Raw genomic sequence first — 18,844 nt, 5'->3', positions numbered from 1 at the left:
TTCCAACCGTGGAGTCTCCTTCGGTGGAATCCAGCGAGTCGCCAGAGACGGGCATGGACGGCCGCACGAGACCACTGCCGCCTGGGACGGACATCGCGTTCCTGTGAACGCCGAAGGGGCTTCCCGCGCGCCGTGGCGTGTGGAAAGCCCCTTCGATGATGCCTCAGAGGGTGAAGTCGCGGCCCTCGAACGGGCCGATGACCGTCAGGGTCATCGGGCGGCCCAGGATGTCGCGGCCGACCGTGCGGACGTCGTCCAGCGTGACGGCCTCGATGCGGCCCAGTATGTCGTCGACCGAGAGCAGGCTGTCGTAGACCAGCTCGCTCTTGCCGATGCGGCTCATCCGGGACCCGGTGTCCTCAAGGCCAAGCACGAACGACCCTCGCAGCTGGCCCTTGCCGCGCTCGAGCTCCTCCTCGGTGATGCCGTGCTCGGCCACCTTGGCGACCTCTTCGCGGCAGATCTCGAGGACCTCGTCGACCTTGGCGGGCAGGCAGCCGGCGTACACCCCGAAGATGCCGGTGTCGGCGTACTGGGAGTTGTAGCTGTACACCGAGTAGGCCAGGCCGCGCTTCTCGCGGATCTCCTGGAACAGCCGGGAGGACATCCCGCCGCCGAGCGCGGCGTTCAGGACGCCGAGGGCGAACCGTCGCTCGTCGGTGCGGGTGATCCCGACGGTGCCGAGGATCAGGTTGGCCTGCTCGGTCGGCCGGTCGAGCGAGCGTACGCCGGAGGTCGGCGCCGCGCCGGGGCCGCCGATCCGCGGCGCGCTGGGCAGTTGCCCGTTGTCGCCGAGTACGCCCGCGAACGCCGCCTGCACCTGCCGTACGACCTCGTCGTGGTCGATGTTGCCGGCCGCCGAGACGACGAGGTTCTGCGGGACGTAGCGGTCCCGGTAGTACCGCGCGATGCGGTCCCGGCCGATCCCGCTGATCGACTCGACGGTGCCGAGGATCGGGCGGCCCAGCGGGGTGTCGCCGAACAGCGAAGCGGAGAACTCGTCGTGCACCGCGTCGGTGGGGTCGTCGTCGTGCATGGCGATCTCTTCGAGGATCACCCCGCGCTCGGCGTCGACGTCCTGCGGCTCGATGAGCGAGTCGATGACCATGTCGGAGACGACGTCGATGGCCAGCGGCATGTCGGAGTCGAGCACCCGCGCGTAGTAGCAGGTGTACTCCTTGGCGGTGAAGGCGTTCATCTCGCCGCCCGCCGCGTCCATCAGCGAGGAGATCTCCAGCGCGGTGCGCTTGCGCGTGCCCTTGAACAGCAGGTGCTCAAGGTAGTGGCTCGCGCCGGCGTCCTCGATCGACTCGTCACGCGAGCCGACCCCGGCCCAGATGCCGAAGGCCACCGACCGGACGGTCGGCACGGTCTCGGTGACGACGCGCAGCCCACCCGGCAGAACGGTCCGCCGCACCACCCCGGCGCCGTCGGCGCCGGGGTGAACGACGTAGGTGGAGCCGGGCTCCTGTTCCCTGGCGAGGACCGTCATGAGTTACGGTCGCTGTCGCCGCCACGGTCGCTGCCGCCGCTTCGGGTGCGTCGCCGGCGAGGGCGCTCACCCCCGTCGCGGCTCTCCCGGCGCTCCGGGCGCTCGGCCCGCTCGCCGTCCTCGGCGGGCGCCGACGCCTCGTCCGAGGCGGGAGCGGCCTCGGCGGCCGCGGCCTCCCGCTCGACGACATCGACCGGCACCAGCGACAGCTTGCCGCGGTTGTCGATCTCGGTGACCTCGACCTGGATCTTCTCGCCGACCTTGATGACGTCGTCGATGTTCTCGATCCGCGCGCCGCCGTGCAGCTTGCGGATCTGAGAGATGTGCAGCAGGCCGTCCTTGCCGGGCAGCAGCGACACGAAGGCGCCGAACGTGGTGGTCTTCACCACGGTGCCGAGGTAGCGCTCGCCGACCTCGGGCATGTGCGGGTTGGCGATCGAGTTGATCGCCTGCCGCGCGGCCTCGGCGGACGGGCCGTCGGTGGCGCCGACGTAGATGGTGCCGTCGTCCTCGATCGTGATCTCGGCGCCGGTGTCGTCCTGGATCGAGTTGATCATCTTGCCCTTGGGGCCGATGACCTCGCCGATCTTGTCGACCGGGACCTTGATCGTGATGATCCGCGGCGCGTTCGGGCTCATCTCGCCGGGGGCCTCGATGGCCTCGTGCATGACGTCGAGGATCGCGAGGCGGGCGCCCTTGGCCTGCTTGAGCGCGGCGGCCAGGACGTTCGCCGGGATGCCGTCGAGCTTGGTGTCGAGCTGCAGGGCCGTGATCACGTCGCGGGTGCCGGCGACCTTGAAGTCCATGTCGCCGAAGGCGTCCTCGGCGCCGAGGATGTCGGTCAGCGTGACGTACTCGTCACCCTCGTTGATCAGGCCCATCGCGATGCCGGCCACCATCTCCTTGAGCGGCACGCCTGCCGACAGCAGCGACATGGTGCTGGCGCAGACGGAGCCCATTGAGGTGGAGCCGTTCGAGCCGACCGCCTCCGAGACCTGCCGGATGGCGTACGGGAACTCCTCACGCGTCGGCAGCACCGGGAGCAGCGCACGCTCGGCGAGCGCGCCGTGCCCGATCTCGCGCCGCTTCGGCGAGCCGACACGGCCGGTCTCCCCGGTGGAGTACGGCGGGAAGTTGTAGTTGTGCATGTAGCGCTTGGTGCGCTCGGGGTTGAGCGTGTCGATCATCTGCTCCATGCGGAGCATGTTCAGCGTGGTCACGCCCATGATCTGCGTCTCGCCGCGCTCGAACAGCGCCGAGCCGTGTACGCGCGGGATGACGCCGACCTCGGCGGTCAGCTGGCGGATGTCCTTGACGCCACGGCCGTCGATGCGGACCTTCTCGGCGATGACGCGCTCGCGGACGAGCTTCTTGGTCAGCGCGCGGAACGCGGCGCTGATCTCCTTCTCGCGCTCGACGAAGTCGGGGCCGACCTTCTCGGCTGCGAGGGCCTTGACGCGGTCGAGCTCGGTCTCGCGCTCCTGCTTGCCCGCGATGGTGAGCGCCTGGGCCAGCTCGGTGCGGACCGCGGCCTCGACGGCGGCGTACACGTCGTCCTGGTAGTCCAGGAAGATCGGGTATTCGGCCGTCTCCTTGGCCGCCTGCTCGGCGAGGCTGCTCTGCGCCTGGCAGAGGACCTTGATGAACGGCTTGGCGGCCTCGAGGCCCTCCGCGACCGTCTCCTCGGTCGGCGCGACGGCGCCCTCGGCGACGAGCTTGAGCGTGCCCGTGGTCGACTCGGCCTCGACCATCATGATCGCGACGTCGCCGTCCTCGAGCACCCGGCCGGCGACGACCATGTCGAAGGTCGCCTTCTCCAGCTCCGGGTGGGTCGGGAACGCGACCCACTGGCCCTCGATCAGCGCGACGCGCACGCCGCCGATCGGGCCGGAGAACGGCAGGCCCGCGAGCTGGGTCGACATCGACGCGGCGTTGATCGCCACGACGTCGTACAGGTGCTCCGGGTGCAGCGCCAGGATCGTCTCGACGACCTGGATCTCGTTGCGCAGGCCCTTCTTGAACGAGGGGCGCAGCGGCCGGTCAATGAGCCGGCAGGTGAGGATCGCGTCCTCGCTCGGCCGGCCCTCGCGGCGGAAGAACGAGCCGGGGATGCGCCCGGCGGCGTACATCCGCTCCTCGACGTCGACGGTCAGCGGGAAGAAGTCGAGGTTCTCCTTCGGCTTCTTCGACGCGGTGGTCGCGGACAGGACCATCGTCTCGTCGTCGAGGTAGACGACGGCCGAACCGGACGCCTGGCGGGCCAGCCGGCCCGTCTCGAAGCGGATCTTGCGTTGGCCGAATGAGCCGTTGTCGATGACGGCTTCGGCGATCTTCACACCATCCACGATGTGAAACCTCCTTGGGTCAGGTGGGAAACCCCGCATCCGTACCCGGAGGTGCAGCGCTCTGGTAAGAGGTGCCGGTCTTCGATCGAAGCCGTCGGATCGTCCGTGATCCGAGGGCCACTACCGAGGACCGGCCCCCGACACACCGTACGGGCGGCCGCGGGTTGTTGTGGAGTTATACGAAGAGAGGGAGCGGCATGCGCCGCTCCCTCCCGGACGTTATCGGCGGAGGCCGAGACGCTCGATCAGCTGCCGGTATCGGTTGATGTCCTTCTTCTGCAGGTACTGCAGAAGCCGGCGGCGGCGGCCGACCATCAGAAGCAGGCCACGACGGCTGTGGTGGTCGTGCTTGTGGGTCTTGAGGTGCTCGGTGAGCTCGTTGATCCGCTTGGTGAGAAGCGCGACCTGAACCTCGGGCGACCCGGTGTCACCCTCGACGGTGGCGTACTCAGCCATGATCTGCTTCTTGGTGGCGGTGTCCAGCGACACGGCTCTCCTTCTCTGTCGGGTACGCGGTATGGAGTTCGAATGCACCCGGAAACCATGCGTACCCACAGTCTCCTGGGTGGAGGGGCCGCGGCTCGGTGAGCCGCCTCGCCGTATACGGGGCAGCCGACTACTGCCGGTCACTTCCCCAGCGGCAAATCACGGTACCACGTCATGCCGAGCAGCCCATTATCAAGCTCAACGCCGCTGTCCGCCGGGATGTTCCCCAGGGGGCGTCCGGTCAGGACCCGGTGATCTCCCGGGCCCGTGCGACGTCGTCATGCATCCGCTCGATCAGCGCCTCGATCGAGTCGAACTTCAGCGTGTCGCGCAGCCGGGCGGTGAAGTCGACGCTCACGTGCTCGCCGTACAGGTCGAGGTCGTCGCGGTCCAGGGCGTACGCCTCGACCGTGCGCTCCTGCCCCTCGAACGTCGGGTTGGTGCCGATGGAGATCGCCGCCGGCCAGCGCGCGTCGGGAAAGCCCGCCGAGTCGTCGCCCCGCACCCGCCCGTACTCGGCGCAGTTGAGGTAGCCGGCGTACACCCCGTCGCTCGGGATCGCGGTGTGCGGCAGGGTCTCCAGGTTGGCGGTCGGGAAGCCGAGCTCACGGCCGCGCCGCGCGCCCCGGACGACCACGCCCTCGACCCGGTGCGGACGGCCCAGCAGCTGCTGGGCGCCCTCGATGTCCCCGGCGGCGAGCCGCTCGCGGATCCGCGTCGAGGAGATCGGCTCGCCATTGGCGACGAGCGGGACGCCCTCCGCCTCGAAGTCGTACTTGTCCCCCAGCTCCTGCAACAGCGCGACGTCTCCCCGCGCCTTGTGGCCGAAGCGGAAGTCCTCCCCCACGATCACGCGCGCCGCGTGCAGCCGGTCGACGAGCACCGACTGGACGAACTCGTCGGGCCCCATCCGGGACAGCTCCAGCGTGAACGGCAGGATCATGACCGCGTCGGCGCCCAGGCCCGCCAGCAGCTCGGCGCGCCGCTTCGGCGTGCACAGCAGCGGCGGGTGCGTGCCGGGCCGCACGACCTCGTCCGGATGCGGATCGAACGTGATCACCACCGACGGCAGTCCGAGCTCACGCGCGAACTCCGACGCCCGGGCGACGATGCGCTGGTGCCCCAGGTGCACCCCGTCGAACACCCCGATGGTGACGACGGACCTGCCCCAGTCGGCGGGCACCTCGTCGAGGCCATGCCAGCGTCGCACCTGTCCACCCCTTCTCGCGGTCGTCCCTAGCCTGCCACACCGATGACAGCGGGCCGGTTCCGGCTCATGATCTGTGCATGCCCCTCGCCTGGAGACCCGTGCTGGCCGTCAGTGTCGCGGCCGGCGTCGTACTGACCGTGCTGAGCGCCCGGTACGGCTACCACAGAGACGAACTGTACTTCCGCGTCGTCGGCGCGCACCCGGCATGGGGATATCCGGACCAGCCGCCGCTCGTCCCGCTGTACGCGGCCGCCGCCGGCGGCTCCTTAGTGCTGCTGCGCCTGCCCTCAACGCTGGCGTTCATGGCGGGCGTGGTGCTGACCGCCCAGACGGCCCGGGAGATGGGCGGCGGCCCGCGCGCCCAGACGGTCGCGGCGCTGGCGTGGGCCGTCACACCGGCGCTCGCGGTCGGCGGTCACCTCATGCAACCGACGATCTTCGACGTCGTGGGCTGACCGCGGTGACCTTCCTGGTCACCCGCTGGGTACGGGTCCGCGACGACCGTCTCCTGCTCGGTGTCGGCCTGGTCACCGCGGTCGCGCTGCAGATCAAGTTCATGATCGTGTTCTTCCTCGCCGGGCTGGTGGTGGGAGTGCTGCTGGCCGGGCCGCGGGCGCTGCTGCGCCGTCCGCTGCTGTACGCCGGTGCGGCGGTGGCGGTTCTCGCCTGGCTACCGGGCCTGTGGTGGCAGGCCCGGCACGGCTGGCCACAGCTGGAGATGGGCCGGATCATCGCGGCCGGGGGCTCCGACGGCGGCCGGCTGGGCTTCCTGCCCTGGCAGCTGATCGACATGGGCATCCTCACCGCGCCGATCTGGATCGTCGGGCTGGTGCGGCTGTGGCGGGGGCCGTGGCGGCTGTTCGTCTGGGCCTACGCGTTCCTGCTGCTCGTCTTCCTGATCACCGGCGGCAAGCACTACTACACGATGGGCGCCTACCCCGCGCTGTGGGCCGCCGGCGCCCAGGTCGTCGAACGCTGGCGGCTACGGCCGGTGATATTCGGAATCGCGGCGCTCACGACGATCGGGCTGCTGCTGCCGGTGTACCCGCTGCGCGTTCTGCACGCGACACCGGAGGCGGCGATCAGCTATGACGTCCGCGAGACGGTGGGCTGGCCGGAGCTCACGGCGGCGGTGGCAAAGATCTACCGCCCCGGCTACGTCATCCTGGCCGGCAACTACGGCGTCGCGGGAGCGATCGACCGGTACGGCGCGGCGTACGGCCTGCCGAGGGCCTACAGCGGCCACAACGGCCTGTGATACCTCGGGCGGCCGAAGAACGACGGCGCCCCCGTGATCGTCCTGCCCGCGACGCGTGAGTTCCTCACTCGCCACTGGTCCGACGTCCAGGTCGCCGGACGGGTCGACAACGGCGTACGGATCGACAACGAGGTGCAGGGTCAGCCGATCTGGATCTGCCGGGGTCAGCGGGTGCCCTGGGACCGTCTGTGGCCGCAGCTCAAGCGGCTCGCCTAGACAGCCCGGCAGTCCATTCTGCGCGGGCTCTAAAGAGCCCGGTCGGAGGCGTACGGGCGCAGGCGGACCTGGATCTCGCCGCAGACGCAGCGGCTGTAGGTGACGACGCCCTCCGAGGTGAAGTGCCGGGAGAGCACCTCGTAGACGTCTGACTCGGGCCAGCCGCAGGTCGGGCACTCGCTCACCGGGGGTTCGCCTCCACGCCGCTTGATGTAATTGATTAGATTTGAATGACGCTTACATCCAAGCACATCGTGGAAGATGGATCAATGCGGATTACGGGCTACAAAAGCCATGGAGTGGGGGCCGCCGCCGCCCTCGTCAACGCGGTCACGAGCCGCGACGGCGACGACAGCGACGAGGCGTTGCGGGCGGTCCTCGGCGAGCACGGGTTCTTCGTGCAGCGCTTCGCCTCGGCGACCGCCGCCGAGCTGCGGCCCTGGGCCCGCACGCTCCGCTCCTTCTTCGAGGCCGAGAGCCTCGACGCGGCGGTGGCGATGCTGAACGGCCTGCTGTCCGACGTGCCGATGCATCCGCACCTGGCGGACCACGACGAGCTGGGGCTGCATGTCCACTACGCGCCACCCGAGGTGGATCTCGCGCACCGGGTCCGCGCGACGACGCTGATGAACCTCGCCGAACTGCTGTGCGACCACGGCATCGACCGGATCGGCGTGTGCGCCGCGGCCGACTGCGACCGGGTCTACGCCGACGATTCCCGGGGCGGGCGACGCCGGTTCTGCTCCGACTCCTGCGCCAACCGTACGAACGTCGCCGCCTACCGCGCCCGCCGCCGCCAGCCCATGTGAAGACCGCTGCGGACCGTCGGCGTCAGAGGCCCAAGGATCCTCGGCGCGCGGCCCGCTCAGCGGAAGCGGACCTCGACGCGCCCGGCGGCCCGATCAGGACACGAAGACCTCGACGCGCCCGGCGACCCGATCAGGGCGCAAAGACCTCGACGCGCCCGGCGACCCGTCAGGGTACGAAGACGGCGATGGGCTTGGCGACGGGGCCGTGCTCCTCGACCAGGGCCAGCAGGGTGCCGTCGGGGCCGAAGACGCCGATGGGACCCTGGCCGAGCCCCGTCGCGGCCAGCCGGCCGCCGTGCGCGATCTTCCGCGCGTCGTCCTCGGAGACGTCGAGCCGGGGGAACGCGGCGGCGACCGCCTCCTCCATCGGCAGCACGATGAGCTCCTCGGAGAGCCGGTCGATCGTGTGCGCCATCGAGAGGTCGTACGGGCCGACGCGGGTGCGGCGCAGGGCGGTCAGGTGCCCGCCGACGCCCAGGGCCGCCCCCAGGTCGCGGGCGAGCGCCCGGATGTAGGTGCCGCTGGAGCAGGTGATGGTCGCGGTCACGTCGAGCAGGTCGCCCTCGCGGCGGAAGTCGCCGAGCCCGAACTCGTACACGGTGACGGTACGCGGCTTGAGCTCGACCTCCTCGCCGGCTCGGGCCCGCTTGTACGCGCGCTCGCCGTTCACCTTGATCGCGCTGACCTGCGGGGGGATCTGCTCGATCGGCCCGGTCAGGTCGACCACGGCGTTCCGTACGGCGTCCTCGGTCACCTCGGCCGCCGAGGCGGTCGCGGTGGGCTCGCCCTCGGCGTCGTCGGTGTTGGTGGACTGCCCGAGGCGGATGACCGCCTCGTAGGTCTTCTCGGTGAGCGACAGGTGACCGAGCAGCCGGGTGGCCTTCTCGACCCCGACGACCAGCACGCCCGTCGCCATGGGGTCGAGCGTGCCGGCGTGCCCGACGCGTCGGGTGCCCGCCAGCCGGCGCATCTTGCCCACGACGTCGTGGGAGGTCCAGCCGGCCGGCTTGTCGACGATGACAAGTCCGTTCATGAGTGGGCGGCGACCTCGATCTGGGTCAGGAGCTCGCGCAGCCGGGCGACGGCCTGCTCGACCTCGCCGTGCAGGGTGAAGCCCGCCGCGGTGGGGTGGCCGCCGCCGCCGAGGGCCACGCAGGCCATACCGACGTCGATGCGGCCCTTGGACCGCGTGGACACCTGCCAGGCGCCCTCGTCGTCCTCCTTGAAGACGACGGCGACCTCCGCCTCGTCCGTACGGCGGACGACGTCGATGACGCCCTCGAGCAGGTCGTACGAGAGGCCGTGCGCGGCGCGGTCGGCGCGCGTCACGGTCGTCCAGACCATGCCGAGCCCATCCGCGACGTCCGGCTCCAGCCGGGCCCGGCCGAGCGCGGCCGCGAGCACCGGCAGGTATCCGAAGGGGGCGCGGTCCCAGACCTCACGGGCGACCTGCTCGGGCCGGATGCCCGTCGCCAGCAGCCGCTGCGCGAGGGCGTGGACCTCGGGGGTCGTGGACCGGTACTTGAACGAGCCGGTGTCGGTGACGAGCCCGACGTACAGGTCGAGCGCGATGTCGTGGGTCAGCGGGACGCCCAGCCGGTCGATGAGGTCCTCGACGACCACGGCGGTGGCCGCGGCGCCGGGGGCGACCAGGTGCGTGGTGCCGAACCGCGTGTTGGACGCGTGGTGATCGATGACGATCAGCTCCTGCGCCTTCCCGGCGTTGGCCGCCAGGCTGCCGAGGCGGTCGCTGCCCGCCGCGTCGAACGTGATCATCACGTCCGGCTCGGCGGGGAAGTCGGCCGGGTCGGTGAGCAGGTCCAGGCCGGGCAGGAAGCGCAGGATCCGCGGCACGACGAACGCGTCGCCGAACGAGGCCGTGAACGGCTTGCCCAGCGCGCGCAGCGCCTGCGCGAACGCCAGCATCGAACCCAGCGCGTCGCCGTCCGGACAGACGTGGCAGGCGAGGCACACCTCGTCGGTCCGCTGGATCGACTCGACCGCCCTGTCCCACTCGTCGGCGGTGATGGCTGGGACCCTACCCGGCGCGGAGTTCACGACCGGGAGTATCCCGCGTCGCCGCGACCGTCGCTGTCGGTTTCGTCAACATCGTCCTCGATCAAGGTCTCCCGGTACGGGTTGGCGTCACCCGCGGGCCGGGCGTTCTCCGCCACCTTGGCGACCTGCTCGTCGGCGGCGCGCGCTTTGGCGAGCAGATCGTTGATCTGGCGGGCGTTCTCCGGGAGCGCGTCCGGCACGAAGGTCAGGCTGGGCGTGTGCCGCACTCCGGTGCGTTTGCCCACCTCCGAGCGGATCACGCCCTTGGCGCTCTCCAGCGCCGCCGCGCTGTCGGCGCGCTCGGCGTCGCTGCCGTACACGGTGTAATAGACCGTCGCGTCCCGCAGGTCGTTGGTCAGACGCGTGTCCGTCACGGTCACGAAGCCGAGTCGCGGGTCCTTGATCCGCCGCTCCAGCATCTCCGCGACGATCTGCTGAATGCGATCGGCGAGCTTGCGAGCCCTCGCGGGGTCGGTCACAGTTCCTCCATTGTCGTTCGGCCGCCCGACCGACCTGGGTCGGGGCGTGCCCTCACCGATGCCTCGCGAACGTCACTCACGACTCCTCCTCGTTGAAGAGCCGCTGCCTGGCGGACAGGAGCTCGATCTCCGGCCGCCCGGCGATGAGACGCTCGCACGCCTCGAGCACCTCGACGCAGTTGCCCGCCGTGTCGGACACGACGGCGACACCGAGCTCCGCCCGCCGGTGCAGGTCGAGGTGGCCGGTCTCGGCCGCCGCGACCGCCGGAAACCGACGCCGTACCTCGGCGACGATCGGGCGGACCACGGCGCGCTTCTGTTTGAGCGAGCGTACGTCGCCGAGCAAAAGGTCCAGAGTCAGCGATCCCACATACACAACGGTCACCCCGCGCGATCCGTTCCGGTCATCCGCATTTCAGTCACCGGCGCAGGGACGGCCGACAGCAAGATGGCGTGCGACAGAGCCGCACGCCACCCAGGGAGCCCACGCGGACCGGGTCGGTCCGCGTGGGCTCACGCCGTCTCGGAATCAGGCCGTCCCAGGCCTTCAGGCGAGGGTCAGACCCGCGGCTTCTCCCGCATCTCGAAGGTCTCGATGACATCGCCGATCTTGATGTCGCCGTAGCCGACCCCGATACCGCACTCGAAGCCCTCGCGGACCTCGGTCGCGTCGTCCTTGAACCGGCGGAGCGAGGACACCGTGAGGTTGTCGGAGATCACGACGCCGTCGCGGATCAGACGCGCCTTGCTGTTGCGGTTGATCGTGCCGGACTGGACCATCGAGCCCGCGACGTTGCCGATGCGCGGCACCTTGAAGATCTCGCGGATCTCCGCCGTGCCGAGCTGGACCTCCTCGAACTCGGGCTTGAGCATGCCCTTGAGCGCCGCCTCGACTTCCTCGATCGCCTGGTAGATGACCGAGTAGTAGCGGATGTCGACGCCCTCGCGGTCCGCCAGCTCCTGCGCGTTGCGCTCAGGACGGACGTTGAAGCCGATGATGACCGTGCCCTCGGACGTGAGCGAGAGGTTCACGTCGTCCTGGGTGATCGCACCGACACCGCGGCGGATGACACGCAGACCGACCTCGTCGCCGACGTCGATCTTGAGGAGCGCGTCCTCTAGGGCCTCCACCGAACCGGACACGTCGCCCTTGATGACGAGGAGCAGCTCCTGCACCTCGCCCTTCTCGAGGTCCTTGAACATCTCCTCGAGAGTGCGACGCCCGCGGCTGCGGAGCAGCTCGGCGTTGCGCTTGCGGGCCTGACGGCGGTCGGCGATCTGCCGGGCCATCCGGTCGTCGTCGACGACGATGAAGTTGTCGCCGGCTCCCGGTGTGGCCGACAGGCCCAGCACCAGGACCGGACGGGACGGCAGCGCCTCCTCGACGTTGTTGCCGTTCTCGTCGAGCATCGCCCGGACGCGGCCGAAGGCCTCACCACAGACGATCGAGTCGCCGACCCGGAGCGTGCCGCGCTGCACGAGCACGGTCGCCACGGAGCCGCGGCCCTTGTCGAGGTGCGCCTCGATCGCGACGCCCTGCGCGTCCTGGGCCGGGTTGGCTCGCAGGTCGAGCTCGGCGTCGGCGGTCAGCACGACCGCCTCGAGCAGGTCGTCGATGCCCAGCCGCTGCTTCGCCGAGATGTCGACGAACTGCGTCTGGCCACCGAACTCCTCGGCGACGAGGCCGTACTCGGTGAGCTGGGCGCGCACCCGCTGCGGGTCCGCCCCCTCCTTGTCCACCTTGTTGACCGCCACGACGATCGGCACGCCGGCCGCGTTCGCGTGGTCGATGGCCTCGGTGGTCTGCGGCTTCACCCCGTCGTCGGCGGCGACCACCAGGACGACCAGGTCGGTCGTCTCGGCACCACGGGCACGCATGGCGGTGAACGCCTCGTGACCCGGGGTGTCGATGAAGGTGATCTTGCGTTCCTGGCCGTCGACCTGGGTCGCGACCTGGTAGGCGCCGATGTGCTGGGTGATGCCGCCGGCCTCGCCGGCCACCACGTTGGCGTTGCGGATCGCGTCGAGCAGCTTCGTCTTACCGTGGTCGACGTGGCCCATGACGGTGACCACCGGCGGACGGGACGCGAGGCTCTCCTCGCCGCCCTCGTCCTCGCCGAACTCGATGTCGAAGGACTCGAGCAGCTCGCGGTCCTCGTCCTCCGGGCTGACGACCTGGACGTCGTAGTCCAGCTCGCCGCCGAGGACCTGCAGCGTCTCCGCGTTGACCGACTGCGTCGCCGTCACCATCTCACCGAGGTGCAGCATCACCTCGACGAGCGACGCCGGGTTGGCGCCGATCTTCTCGGCGAAGTCGGTCAGCGAAGCGCCCTGCGGCAGCCGGATGGTCTTGCCGTTGCCACGGGGAACACGCACGCCGCCGATCGCCGGCGCCTGCATGTTGTCGAACTCTTGACGCCGCTGCTTCTTCGACTTGCGGCCCCGCGCGGGACGCCCGCCGGGACGGCCGAACGCGCCCTGCGTGCCACCACGGCCGCGACCGCCGCCGCCGGGGCGCGGGCCGCCGAAGCCGCCACCGCCACCGCCACCCGGACGGCCACCGCCGCCGGCACCGGCCGGACGGCCGAAACCGCCGCCGCCACCACCGGGACGACCGGCACCGCCGGGACGACCGCCGCCGCCGCCACCACCGGGACGGCCACCGCCGCCACCGCCGGGACGACCGCGCCCGCCGCCGGGACCGCCGGGGCCACCGCTGTCACGCTGTGGACGGGACGGCATGTTCATCGGGCTGGGCCGCGGGCCACCAGGCCGAGGCGGCATGCTGCCCGGGTTCGGACGGGGACCGCCCGCACCGGGAGCACCCGGACGGCCGGGAGCCGCCGGACGCGGCGGAGCACCCGCCGAGCGGTCGCCACGCGGCGCACCCGGACGGTCGCCGCGCGGCCCACCGGGACGGTCGCCACGCGGCCCACCGGGACGGTCACCGCGCGGACCCGCGGGGCGGTCGCCACGCTGGCCGGGCGGACCCGGGCGCGGACCCGGCTTGGGCGCCGAACCCATGCCCGTGTTGGTCGAAGAGAACGGGTTGTTGCCCGGACGGGGACGACCCGCGCCGGAGCGCGGACCGGGCGTCGCCGGACGCTCCCCGCCGCGGCCACCGGAACCACCGGAACCGCCGGGGGCACCAGGACCACCCGGACGCGAACCCGGACCCGGCTTCGGGCCAGGACCCGGACGACCGGCCGCCGGCCCCGGACGGGGACCGGGCTTCGGCCCGGGGGCACCGCCCTGCGGGGCGGGGGCACCGCCCTGCGGGGCGGGCCGGGGCGTCGCGGGACGCGGCGCGGGCTGGCGGGGACCCGGCTTCGGAGCCTCGGGCGCGGCCGGCGCCTCGGGGCGCGCGGCCTCCGCCTTGAACTCTGGCCGCAGATCCTGCCGGATCTCCGGCTGGGGCTGCTCCGGCTTGGGCTCCTGCCTCGGCGCGGCCGGCTTCGGACCCGGAACCGGCCTGTTGCGCGGACCCGGCTTCGGAGCCGGGGCCGATCCTCTTCTGTCGGCGGACGGCTTGGCCGGCCCGCCACCGAAAGCTTCTTTAAGTCTGCGTACAACCGGCGCCTCGATCGTCGAGGACGCCGAACGGACGAACTCGCCCATCTCGTTGAGCTTGGCCATGACGGCCTTGCTCTCGACACCGAACTCCTTGGCGAGCTCGTACACCCGGACCTTTGCCACTGCACTCCCTACTCGGCCCGGGGAAACGCGTCCTCGGACCGTCGCTACCTTGCGGTAATCATCGCTGCGTGCTCATCGAGCGCTCATAGCAATCTCGACCTGCTTCCGACTAGACGTCGCTTACAAACCGTCCTGCTGTGACTCGAACCAGTGCCGGAGCGCACTGACGTCGAGCGGCCCCGGCAGGCGGAACGCCCGCGGAAACGCCCGACGACGCTCGGCCAGCTCAAGACATGCCAGGTCAGGGTGCAGGGAGGCGCCCCGGCCCGGCAGTCGCCCGTGCGGATCGAGGGCGATGGAGCCCTCGATCACGACCAGGCGCAGCAGGTCGGACTTGGCCGTGCGAACCCGGCAGCCCACACACGTGCGCTGTGGGGCCGCTCGGCCACGATTCATGAGTCTACCGCGTCGACGCGTCTGCGGGACCTGCCGCATGCTCCCCTTCGGCGGAAGATCCGGTCTCCGTGTCGGGCCGGATGTCGATCCGCCAGCCGGTGAGCCGGGCGGCGAGACGGGCGTTCTGCCCTTCTTTTCCGATCGCCAGGGAGAGTTGGTAGTCGGGCACGATCACCCGCGCGACCCGCCCTTCGGCGTCGACGACCTCAACGTGGTTAACCCGCGCCGGCGACAGGGCATTCCCGACGAACTCGGCGGGCTCGTCGGACCAGTCGACGATATCGATCTTCTCCCCGTGCAGCTCGTGCATCACGTTGCGGACCCGGCTGCCCATCGGCCCGATGCAGGCGCCCTTGGCGTTGACCCCAGACTTGCGGGACCGCACCGCGATCTTCGTGCGGTGACCGGCCTCACGGGCGATCGCCGCGATCTCCACGGTGCCGTCGGCGATCTCCGGGACCTCGAGCGCGAAGAGCTTCTTCACCAGGTTCGGGTGGGTCCGGGACAGCTTCACCAGCGGCCCGCGGTGCCCCTTCTTGACCTGCACGACGTAGGAGCGGATCCGCTCGCCGTGGTCGTAGTTCTCCCCGGGGACCTGCTCCTCCGGCGGGAGCACGCCCTCCAGCTTGCCCAGGTCCACGAGGACGTTGCGCGGGTCCTTGCCCTGCTGGATCACGCCCGCGACGATGTCGCCCTCACGCCCGGCGTACTCCCCGAACGTCAGCTCGTCCTCGGCGTTGCGCAGGTGCTGCAGGATGACCTGTTTCGCGGTGGTCGCCGCGATCCGGCTGAAATTGGTCGGCGTGTCGTCGTACTCCCGTACGCCGACGCCCTCCTCATCGGTCTCCGTCGCCCAGACGGTGACGTGACCGCTCTTCCGGTCCAGCTCGACGCGCGCCTTGAGCGCCGCGCCCTCGGTCCGGTGGTACGCGATGAGCAGTGCTTCCTCGATCGCCTTGACCACGAGGTCGAGAGAGATGTCCTTCTCACTCTCGAGACTCCGCAGGGCCGTCATGTCGATGTCCACGAGGCCTCCCCCTAGTCCTCGTCGCCGGCGGCGCCGTCGTCGTCGCCCCGGCGGTTGAACTCCACCTGGACCCGGCCGCGGGTGAGCTCGGCGTAGCCCAGCCGATGCTCGCGGCCGTCGCTGTCCAGGACGACGGCCGTGTCGTCGGCGCTCGTGACCCGGCCGGTGATCTCCCCGCCCTCGGTGAGCGTCGCGCGGACGAGACGGCCGGCCGCGCGCCGCCAGTGCCGCGGCTGGGTGAGCGGCCGGTCGACGCCCGGCGAGGTCACCTCGAGGACGTACGATCCGGAGCCCATCGCGTCGCTTTCGTCGAGGACGTGCGAGATCTCCTGGCTGACGTCCGCGACGCCGTCGAGGCTGACCCCGCCGTCGGCGTCGACGATCACCCGCACCTGCCGGCGCTTGCCGGCCGGGGTCACGATCACGTCCTCCAGGTCGAACCCGGCGCCGGCGATCACGGGTTCGAGCAGCCGCATGAGCGCGGCCCGGGTCTCGTGCCCGGACCCGCTCCGGCCCGCCTGAGCGCTGCCACGGCGGCCGTCCACGCTCATGTGGGCCCTCCTCCATGCCTGATGGGACGGTGGCCGCCCGATGCGCCCACTCCGCCCCCAAGACTATCCACAGCCGAGGGGGCGGGGTGCCCGCATCGCCAGCAGCCGGGTACACCCTTGTGGAATGCTTGCGCAGCGGAGTCGATCAGATCATGAACGGAGGCACGCTTGGACGCGCTGCGGTTCCCGGGTCCCACGCGGCGCGCGGCGATGCTCGGCGGCTCCGCGGCGGCGCTGACCGCGATGGCCGGATGCACCAGTGTGGGCCAGGCGGCGGCCCCGCCCCCGGGCCCCGATGTGACGGTGCTGACCGCCGCCATCCAGAGCGAGGCGTCCCTCATCGCCCTGTACGAGGCGGTGCTCGGCGCGCACCGGACGCTGGCCGACCGGCTCAAGCCGCTACACGATCACCACACGCAGCATCTCGCCGTCCTGCAGCGCCACTACGTCCCCGGCACGAAGACCGGCACCGCGACGCCCGCCCCACGGGAGACGGTCACCGCGCCGGACAGCGAGTCCGGGGCCATCGCGGCGCTGCGGACCGCCGAGCGCAAGGCCGCCGCGGCCCGCGCCGACGACGTCCGCCGGGCCGGCCCGGCGCTGTCCCAGCTGCTCGCCTGCATCGGTGCCTGCGAGGCCGGTCACGCCCAGGCCCTGGCGGGAGGGGCCCGATGAGCATGCCGCGGTGGCACGAGGCGCCTGAGGGCAGCGGGTCTCGGCGCTCCCGAGCACCCCGGAGACGGGCAGACGGCACGAGCGATGGGTCTCCGCGCTCCCGAGCACCCCGGAGACCGGCAGAGGGCACGAGCGGCGGATCTCGATGCTCCCGAGCGTCCTGGGGACCGGCGAGGGGCATGCGATGAGCGGTGCGCAGGACACGGTGGCGGCGCTGCAGGCGGCGCTCGCCGCCGAACACGTCGCGATCTTCGGCTATGGCGTGCTCGGCGGCCACGTCGCACCGGCGCAGCAGGAGAACGTCACGCTGATCTGGAGCGCCCACCGCAGCCGGCGTGACCGGCTGCGCGGCTACATCCAGTCCGCCGGCGGCCGTCCGGTGGCCGCGGCGGCCGCGTACCGGCTGCCGTTCAAGGTCACCTCGGCGAGTAGCGCCGCGCGGCTGGCCGCCACGCTGGAGGACGGCGTGGTCGCGGGGTACGCGGTCCTCGCCGGAGCGAGCGACCCGAACCTCCGCCGCTACGCCGCCCAGGCGATGCAGGAGGCGGCGGTGCGCGGGGTCCGCTGGCGGGGCTCGGCGCCCACGGAGGCCTTCCCGGGCCTCCCGTTGAACGCCCTTCCCCCCAAGCCCGCGGGGTAGATGCCGTAATCTGCCCGAGACAACCGGTATGGGGGTTACGGGCTGACTTATGGGCGTGGCGGCGAATCGACTGCGAGCGACGTGGCGGACGCTGATCGGCGAGGTCTCCGCCGAACCGGCAGAGGAGGAGCCCGGCGACGCTTTCTCCCCACGGGCCCTCGACCTCGTCCTGCGGGTCGGTGAGCTGCTGCTGGCCAGCGGCGAGGCGACCGAACGCGTGAACGAGTCGATGCTGAGCCTCGCCGTCGCGTACGAGTTGCCCCGCGCAGACGTGGCGGTCAGCTTCACCGTCATCACGGTCAACGTCCACCCCGGAAACGGCGCGTTGCCGGTGACCGGGGGCCGCGCGATCCGGCGCCGCTTTCCCGCCTACTGGCGGCTCGTCGCCCTGCACTCGCTCGTCCAGGAGGCCTCACTCGGCATGCTGGAGGTCGAGGAGGCGCACCGACGGCTCGCGGAGATCAAGCGGATGCGGCCGCCGTACCCGGCCTGGCTGATCATCCTCAGCCTCGGTCTGATCGCCGCGTCCGCCAGCGTCATGGTCGGCGGCGGGCCGCTCGTGGCCGGCACGGCGTTCGTGGCGACGGTCCTGGGCGACCGGGCGGCGGCCTCGCTGGCCCGCCGGGGCGTCGCGGAGTTCTTCCAGCTCACCCTGGCCGCGGCCATCGGCGCCGCCAGCGCGTCACTGGTGATCGCAATCGGCGCTCCGGCCTCCCACGCGTCGGCCATCGTCACCGGCGCGGTCCTGGCCCTCCTGCCGGGACGGCCGCTGGTCGCCAGCATCCAGGACGGCATCACCGGCGATCTGATCAGCGCGGGGGCCCGGCTGCTGGAGGTGTTCTTCATCGTGGCGGCGATCGTGTCGGGGCTCGGCGTGGTCGTGTACGTCGCCGTGCGCCTCGGAATCCCGGTCGACGTCAACCCGCCGGCCGCGCCCGCGTCCCTGCTGCCGGTGACGGTGATCGCCGCGGCGGCCGTGTCGCTGACGTTCGCGGTGACCCTCGCCGTGCCCCGCCGCGTGCTCCCCGCGGCCGCGCTGGGCGGCGCGCTGATCTGGGTGGTGTACGTCCTGACCCGCAGCGCCGGCGTGACACCGGTGCTCGCCTCGGCGATCGGCGCGGCCCTCGTCGGCCTCCTCGGGAACCTCATCGCCCGCCGGCGCCAGGAGCCCGCGCTCCCGTACATCGTGCCCGCGATCGCGCCGCTGCTGCCGGGCACGGCGCTGTACCGGGGAATGATCGAGCTGAACCTCGGGCTGCCCCAGGACGGCGTGCTGAGCCTGATCGGCGGAATCTCCGTCGCGCTGGCCCTCGGCGCCGGCGTCAACTTCGGCGGCGAGTTCGTGCGCGCCTTCCAGCGGGTGGGCCTGGGCGCGTCCGGCCGCGGAGCCCGCCCCGCCGCCCGCCGCACCCGCGGCTACTGAGCGAACGCGACCGATCCCGGCGGGCCCACGCCGCCCGGCCGCCGATCGGCGCGGCGCGGCCGGGCGGGCCGCCTGAGGTCGCC

Annotated in this window: 20 protein-coding genes; 7 read left to right on the top strand and 13 right to left on the bottom strand. The window is 71.5% G+C overall.

All coding sequences use genetic code 11. The features are described from left to right. Positions 1-163: 163 nt before the first annotated feature. From AB0I04_RS26780 to AB0I04_RS26765, 4 genes are all read right to left on the bottom strand, one after another. Positions 164-1,492 carry a pitrilysin family protein gene (locus AB0I04_RS26780; RefSeq protein ID WP_360889814.1) on the bottom strand — a complete coding sequence of 443 codons (1,329 nt, stop codon included), beginning with the start codon at positions 1,490-1,492 and terminating at the stop codon, positions 164-166. Then, positions 1,489-3,837, bottom strand: coding sequence for a polyribonucleotide nucleotidyltransferase (locus AB0I04_RS26775; protein WP_360889811.1), 2,349 nt, complete (start codon positions 3,835-3,837; stop codon positions 1,489-1,491). The genes AB0I04_RS26780 and AB0I04_RS26775 overlap by 4 nt, the downstream gene beginning before the upstream one ends. 219 nt (positions 3,838-4,056) lie before the next feature. Continuing rightward, on the bottom strand, positions 4,057-4,326 hold the full coding sequence (rpsO, locus tag AB0I04_RS26770; protein ID WP_360889808.1) for a 30S ribosomal protein S15: 270 nt from the start codon (positions 4,324-4,326) through the stop codon (positions 4,057-4,059). A gap of 238 nt (positions 4,327-4,564) precedes the next feature. Then, positions 4,565-5,533: a bifunctional riboflavin kinase/FAD synthetase gene (locus AB0I04_RS26765; protein ID WP_360889805.1), complete on the bottom strand. Its 969-nt coding sequence runs from the start codon at positions 5,531-5,533 to the stop codon at positions 4,565-4,567. Between the two features lie 77 nt (positions 5,534-5,610). On the opposite strand from AB0I04_RS26765, the gene AB0I04_RS26760 reads away from it, so the two are divergent. Genes AB0I04_RS26760 through AB0I04_RS26750 form a run of 3 tightly spaced genes read left to right on the top strand, consistent with a single transcriptional unit; the run spans position 5,611 to position 7,007 of the window. Further along, entirely contained in the window at positions 5,611-5,988 is a 378-nt protein-coding gene (locus tag AB0I04_RS26760; protein WP_360889802.1) for a hypothetical protein, read from the top strand. 5 nt (positions 5,989-5,993) lie between these two features. Further along, positions 5,994-6,791: a hypothetical protein gene (locus AB0I04_RS26755; RefSeq protein WP_360889799.1), complete on the top strand. Its 798-nt coding sequence runs from the start codon at positions 5,994-5,996 to the stop codon at positions 6,789-6,791. Between the two features lie 33 nt (positions 6,792-6,824). Further along, positions 6,825-7,007 carry a hypothetical protein gene (locus AB0I04_RS26750; protein WP_360889796.1) on the top strand — a complete coding sequence of 61 codons (183 nt, stop codon included), beginning with the start codon at positions 6,825-6,827 and terminating at the stop codon, positions 7,005-7,007. A 29-nt stretch (positions 7,008-7,036) separates the two neighbouring features. Here the strand turns inward: AB0I04_RS26750 and AB0I04_RS26745 are convergent, their stop codons facing one another. Further along, complete coding sequence (locus AB0I04_RS26745) at positions 7,037-7,192, bottom strand: hypothetical protein (protein WP_360889793.1); 156 nt, start codon at positions 7,190-7,192, stop codon at positions 7,037-7,039. An 84-nt stretch (positions 7,193-7,276) separates the two neighbouring features. Here AB0I04_RS26745 and AB0I04_RS26740 point away from each other — a divergent pair, with 84 nt between their 5' ends. Then, complete coding sequence (locus tag AB0I04_RS26740) at positions 7,277-7,816, top strand: CGNR zinc finger domain-containing protein (RefSeq protein ID WP_360889790.1); 540 nt, start codon at positions 7,277-7,279, stop codon at positions 7,814-7,816. A gap of 166 nt (positions 7,817-7,982) precedes the next feature. Here AB0I04_RS26740 and truB read toward each other — a convergent pair whose 3' ends face one another. From truB to rimP, 8 genes are all read right to left on the bottom strand, one after another. Beyond that, positions 7,983-8,849, bottom strand: a complete 867-nt coding sequence (truB, locus tag AB0I04_RS26735; protein WP_360889787.1) for a tRNA pseudouridine(55) synthase TruB — start codon at positions 8,847-8,849, stop codon at positions 7,983-7,985. After that, entirely contained in the window at positions 8,846-9,874 is a 1,029-nt protein-coding gene (locus tag AB0I04_RS26730; RefSeq protein ID WP_360889784.1) for a bifunctional oligoribonuclease/PAP phosphatase NrnA, read from the bottom strand. The genes truB and AB0I04_RS26730 overlap by 4 nt, the downstream gene beginning before the upstream one ends. Next, the gene (rbfA, locus tag AB0I04_RS26725; protein ID WP_360889780.1) at positions 9,871-10,353 is read right to left on the bottom strand and encodes a 30S ribosome-binding factor RbfA; all 483 of its coding nucleotides are present in this window, start codon (positions 10,351-10,353) and stop codon (positions 9,871-9,873) included. The genes AB0I04_RS26730 and rbfA overlap by 4 nt, the downstream gene beginning before the upstream one ends. Positions 10,354-10,429: 76 nt before the next feature. Then, the gene (locus AB0I04_RS26720; RefSeq protein ID WP_360889967.1) at positions 10,430-10,729 is read right to left on the bottom strand and encodes a DUF503 domain-containing protein; all 300 of its coding nucleotides are present in this window, start codon (positions 10,727-10,729) and stop codon (positions 10,430-10,432) included. A gap of 182 nt (positions 10,730-10,911) precedes the next feature. Then, entirely contained in the window at positions 10,912-14,049 is a 3,138-nt protein-coding gene (infB, locus tag AB0I04_RS26715) for a translation initiation factor IF-2 (protein WP_360889777.1), read from the bottom strand. A 120-nt stretch (positions 14,050-14,169) separates the two neighbouring features. Continuing rightward, the gene (locus AB0I04_RS26710; protein ID WP_360889774.1) at positions 14,170-14,445 is read right to left on the bottom strand and encodes a YlxR family protein; all 276 of its coding nucleotides are present in this window, start codon (positions 14,443-14,445) and stop codon (positions 14,170-14,172) included. A 4-nt stretch (positions 14,446-14,449) separates the two neighbouring features. Beyond that, positions 14,450-15,472, bottom strand: coding sequence for a transcription termination factor NusA (gene nusA / locus AB0I04_RS26705; protein WP_360889771.1), 1,023 nt, complete (start codon positions 15,470-15,472; stop codon positions 14,450-14,452). 11 nt (positions 15,473-15,483) lie between these two features. Further along, positions 15,484-16,023: a ribosome maturation factor RimP gene (gene rimP, locus AB0I04_RS26700; RefSeq protein ID WP_360889768.1), complete on the bottom strand. Its 540-nt coding sequence runs from the start codon at positions 16,021-16,023 to the stop codon at positions 15,484-15,486. Between the two features lie 168 nt (positions 16,024-16,191). Here rimP and AB0I04_RS26695 point away from each other — a divergent pair, with 168 nt between their 5' ends. From AB0I04_RS26695 to AB0I04_RS26685, 3 genes are all read left to right on the top strand, one after another. Further along, positions 16,192-16,698, top strand: coding sequence for a hypothetical protein (locus AB0I04_RS26695; protein ID WP_360889765.1), 507 nt, complete (start codon positions 16,192-16,194; stop codon positions 16,696-16,698). Between the two features lie 184 nt (positions 16,699-16,882). Then, the gene (locus AB0I04_RS26690) at positions 16,883-17,338 is read left to right on the top strand and encodes a ferritin-like domain-containing protein (RefSeq protein WP_360889762.1); all 456 of its coding nucleotides are present in this window, start codon (positions 16,883-16,885) and stop codon (positions 17,336-17,338) included. A 55-nt stretch (positions 17,339-17,393) separates the two neighbouring features. Then, positions 17,394-18,761 (top strand): threonine/serine exporter family protein, encoded by a 1,368-nt coding sequence (locus AB0I04_RS26685; protein WP_360889759.1) that lies wholly within the window; start codon positions 17,394-17,396, stop codon positions 18,759-18,761. The last annotated feature ends 83 nt before the right edge of the window (positions 18,762-18,844 follow it).

Source organism: Actinoallomurus sp. NPDC050550, assembly GCF_040655075.1.
Lineage (GTDB): Bacteria > Actinomycetota > Actinomycetes > Streptosporangiales > Streptosporangiaceae > Actinoallomurus.
Note: the sequence above shows the minus strand (reverse complement) of the source record. Positions and strands in the feature narration are given on the sequence as shown.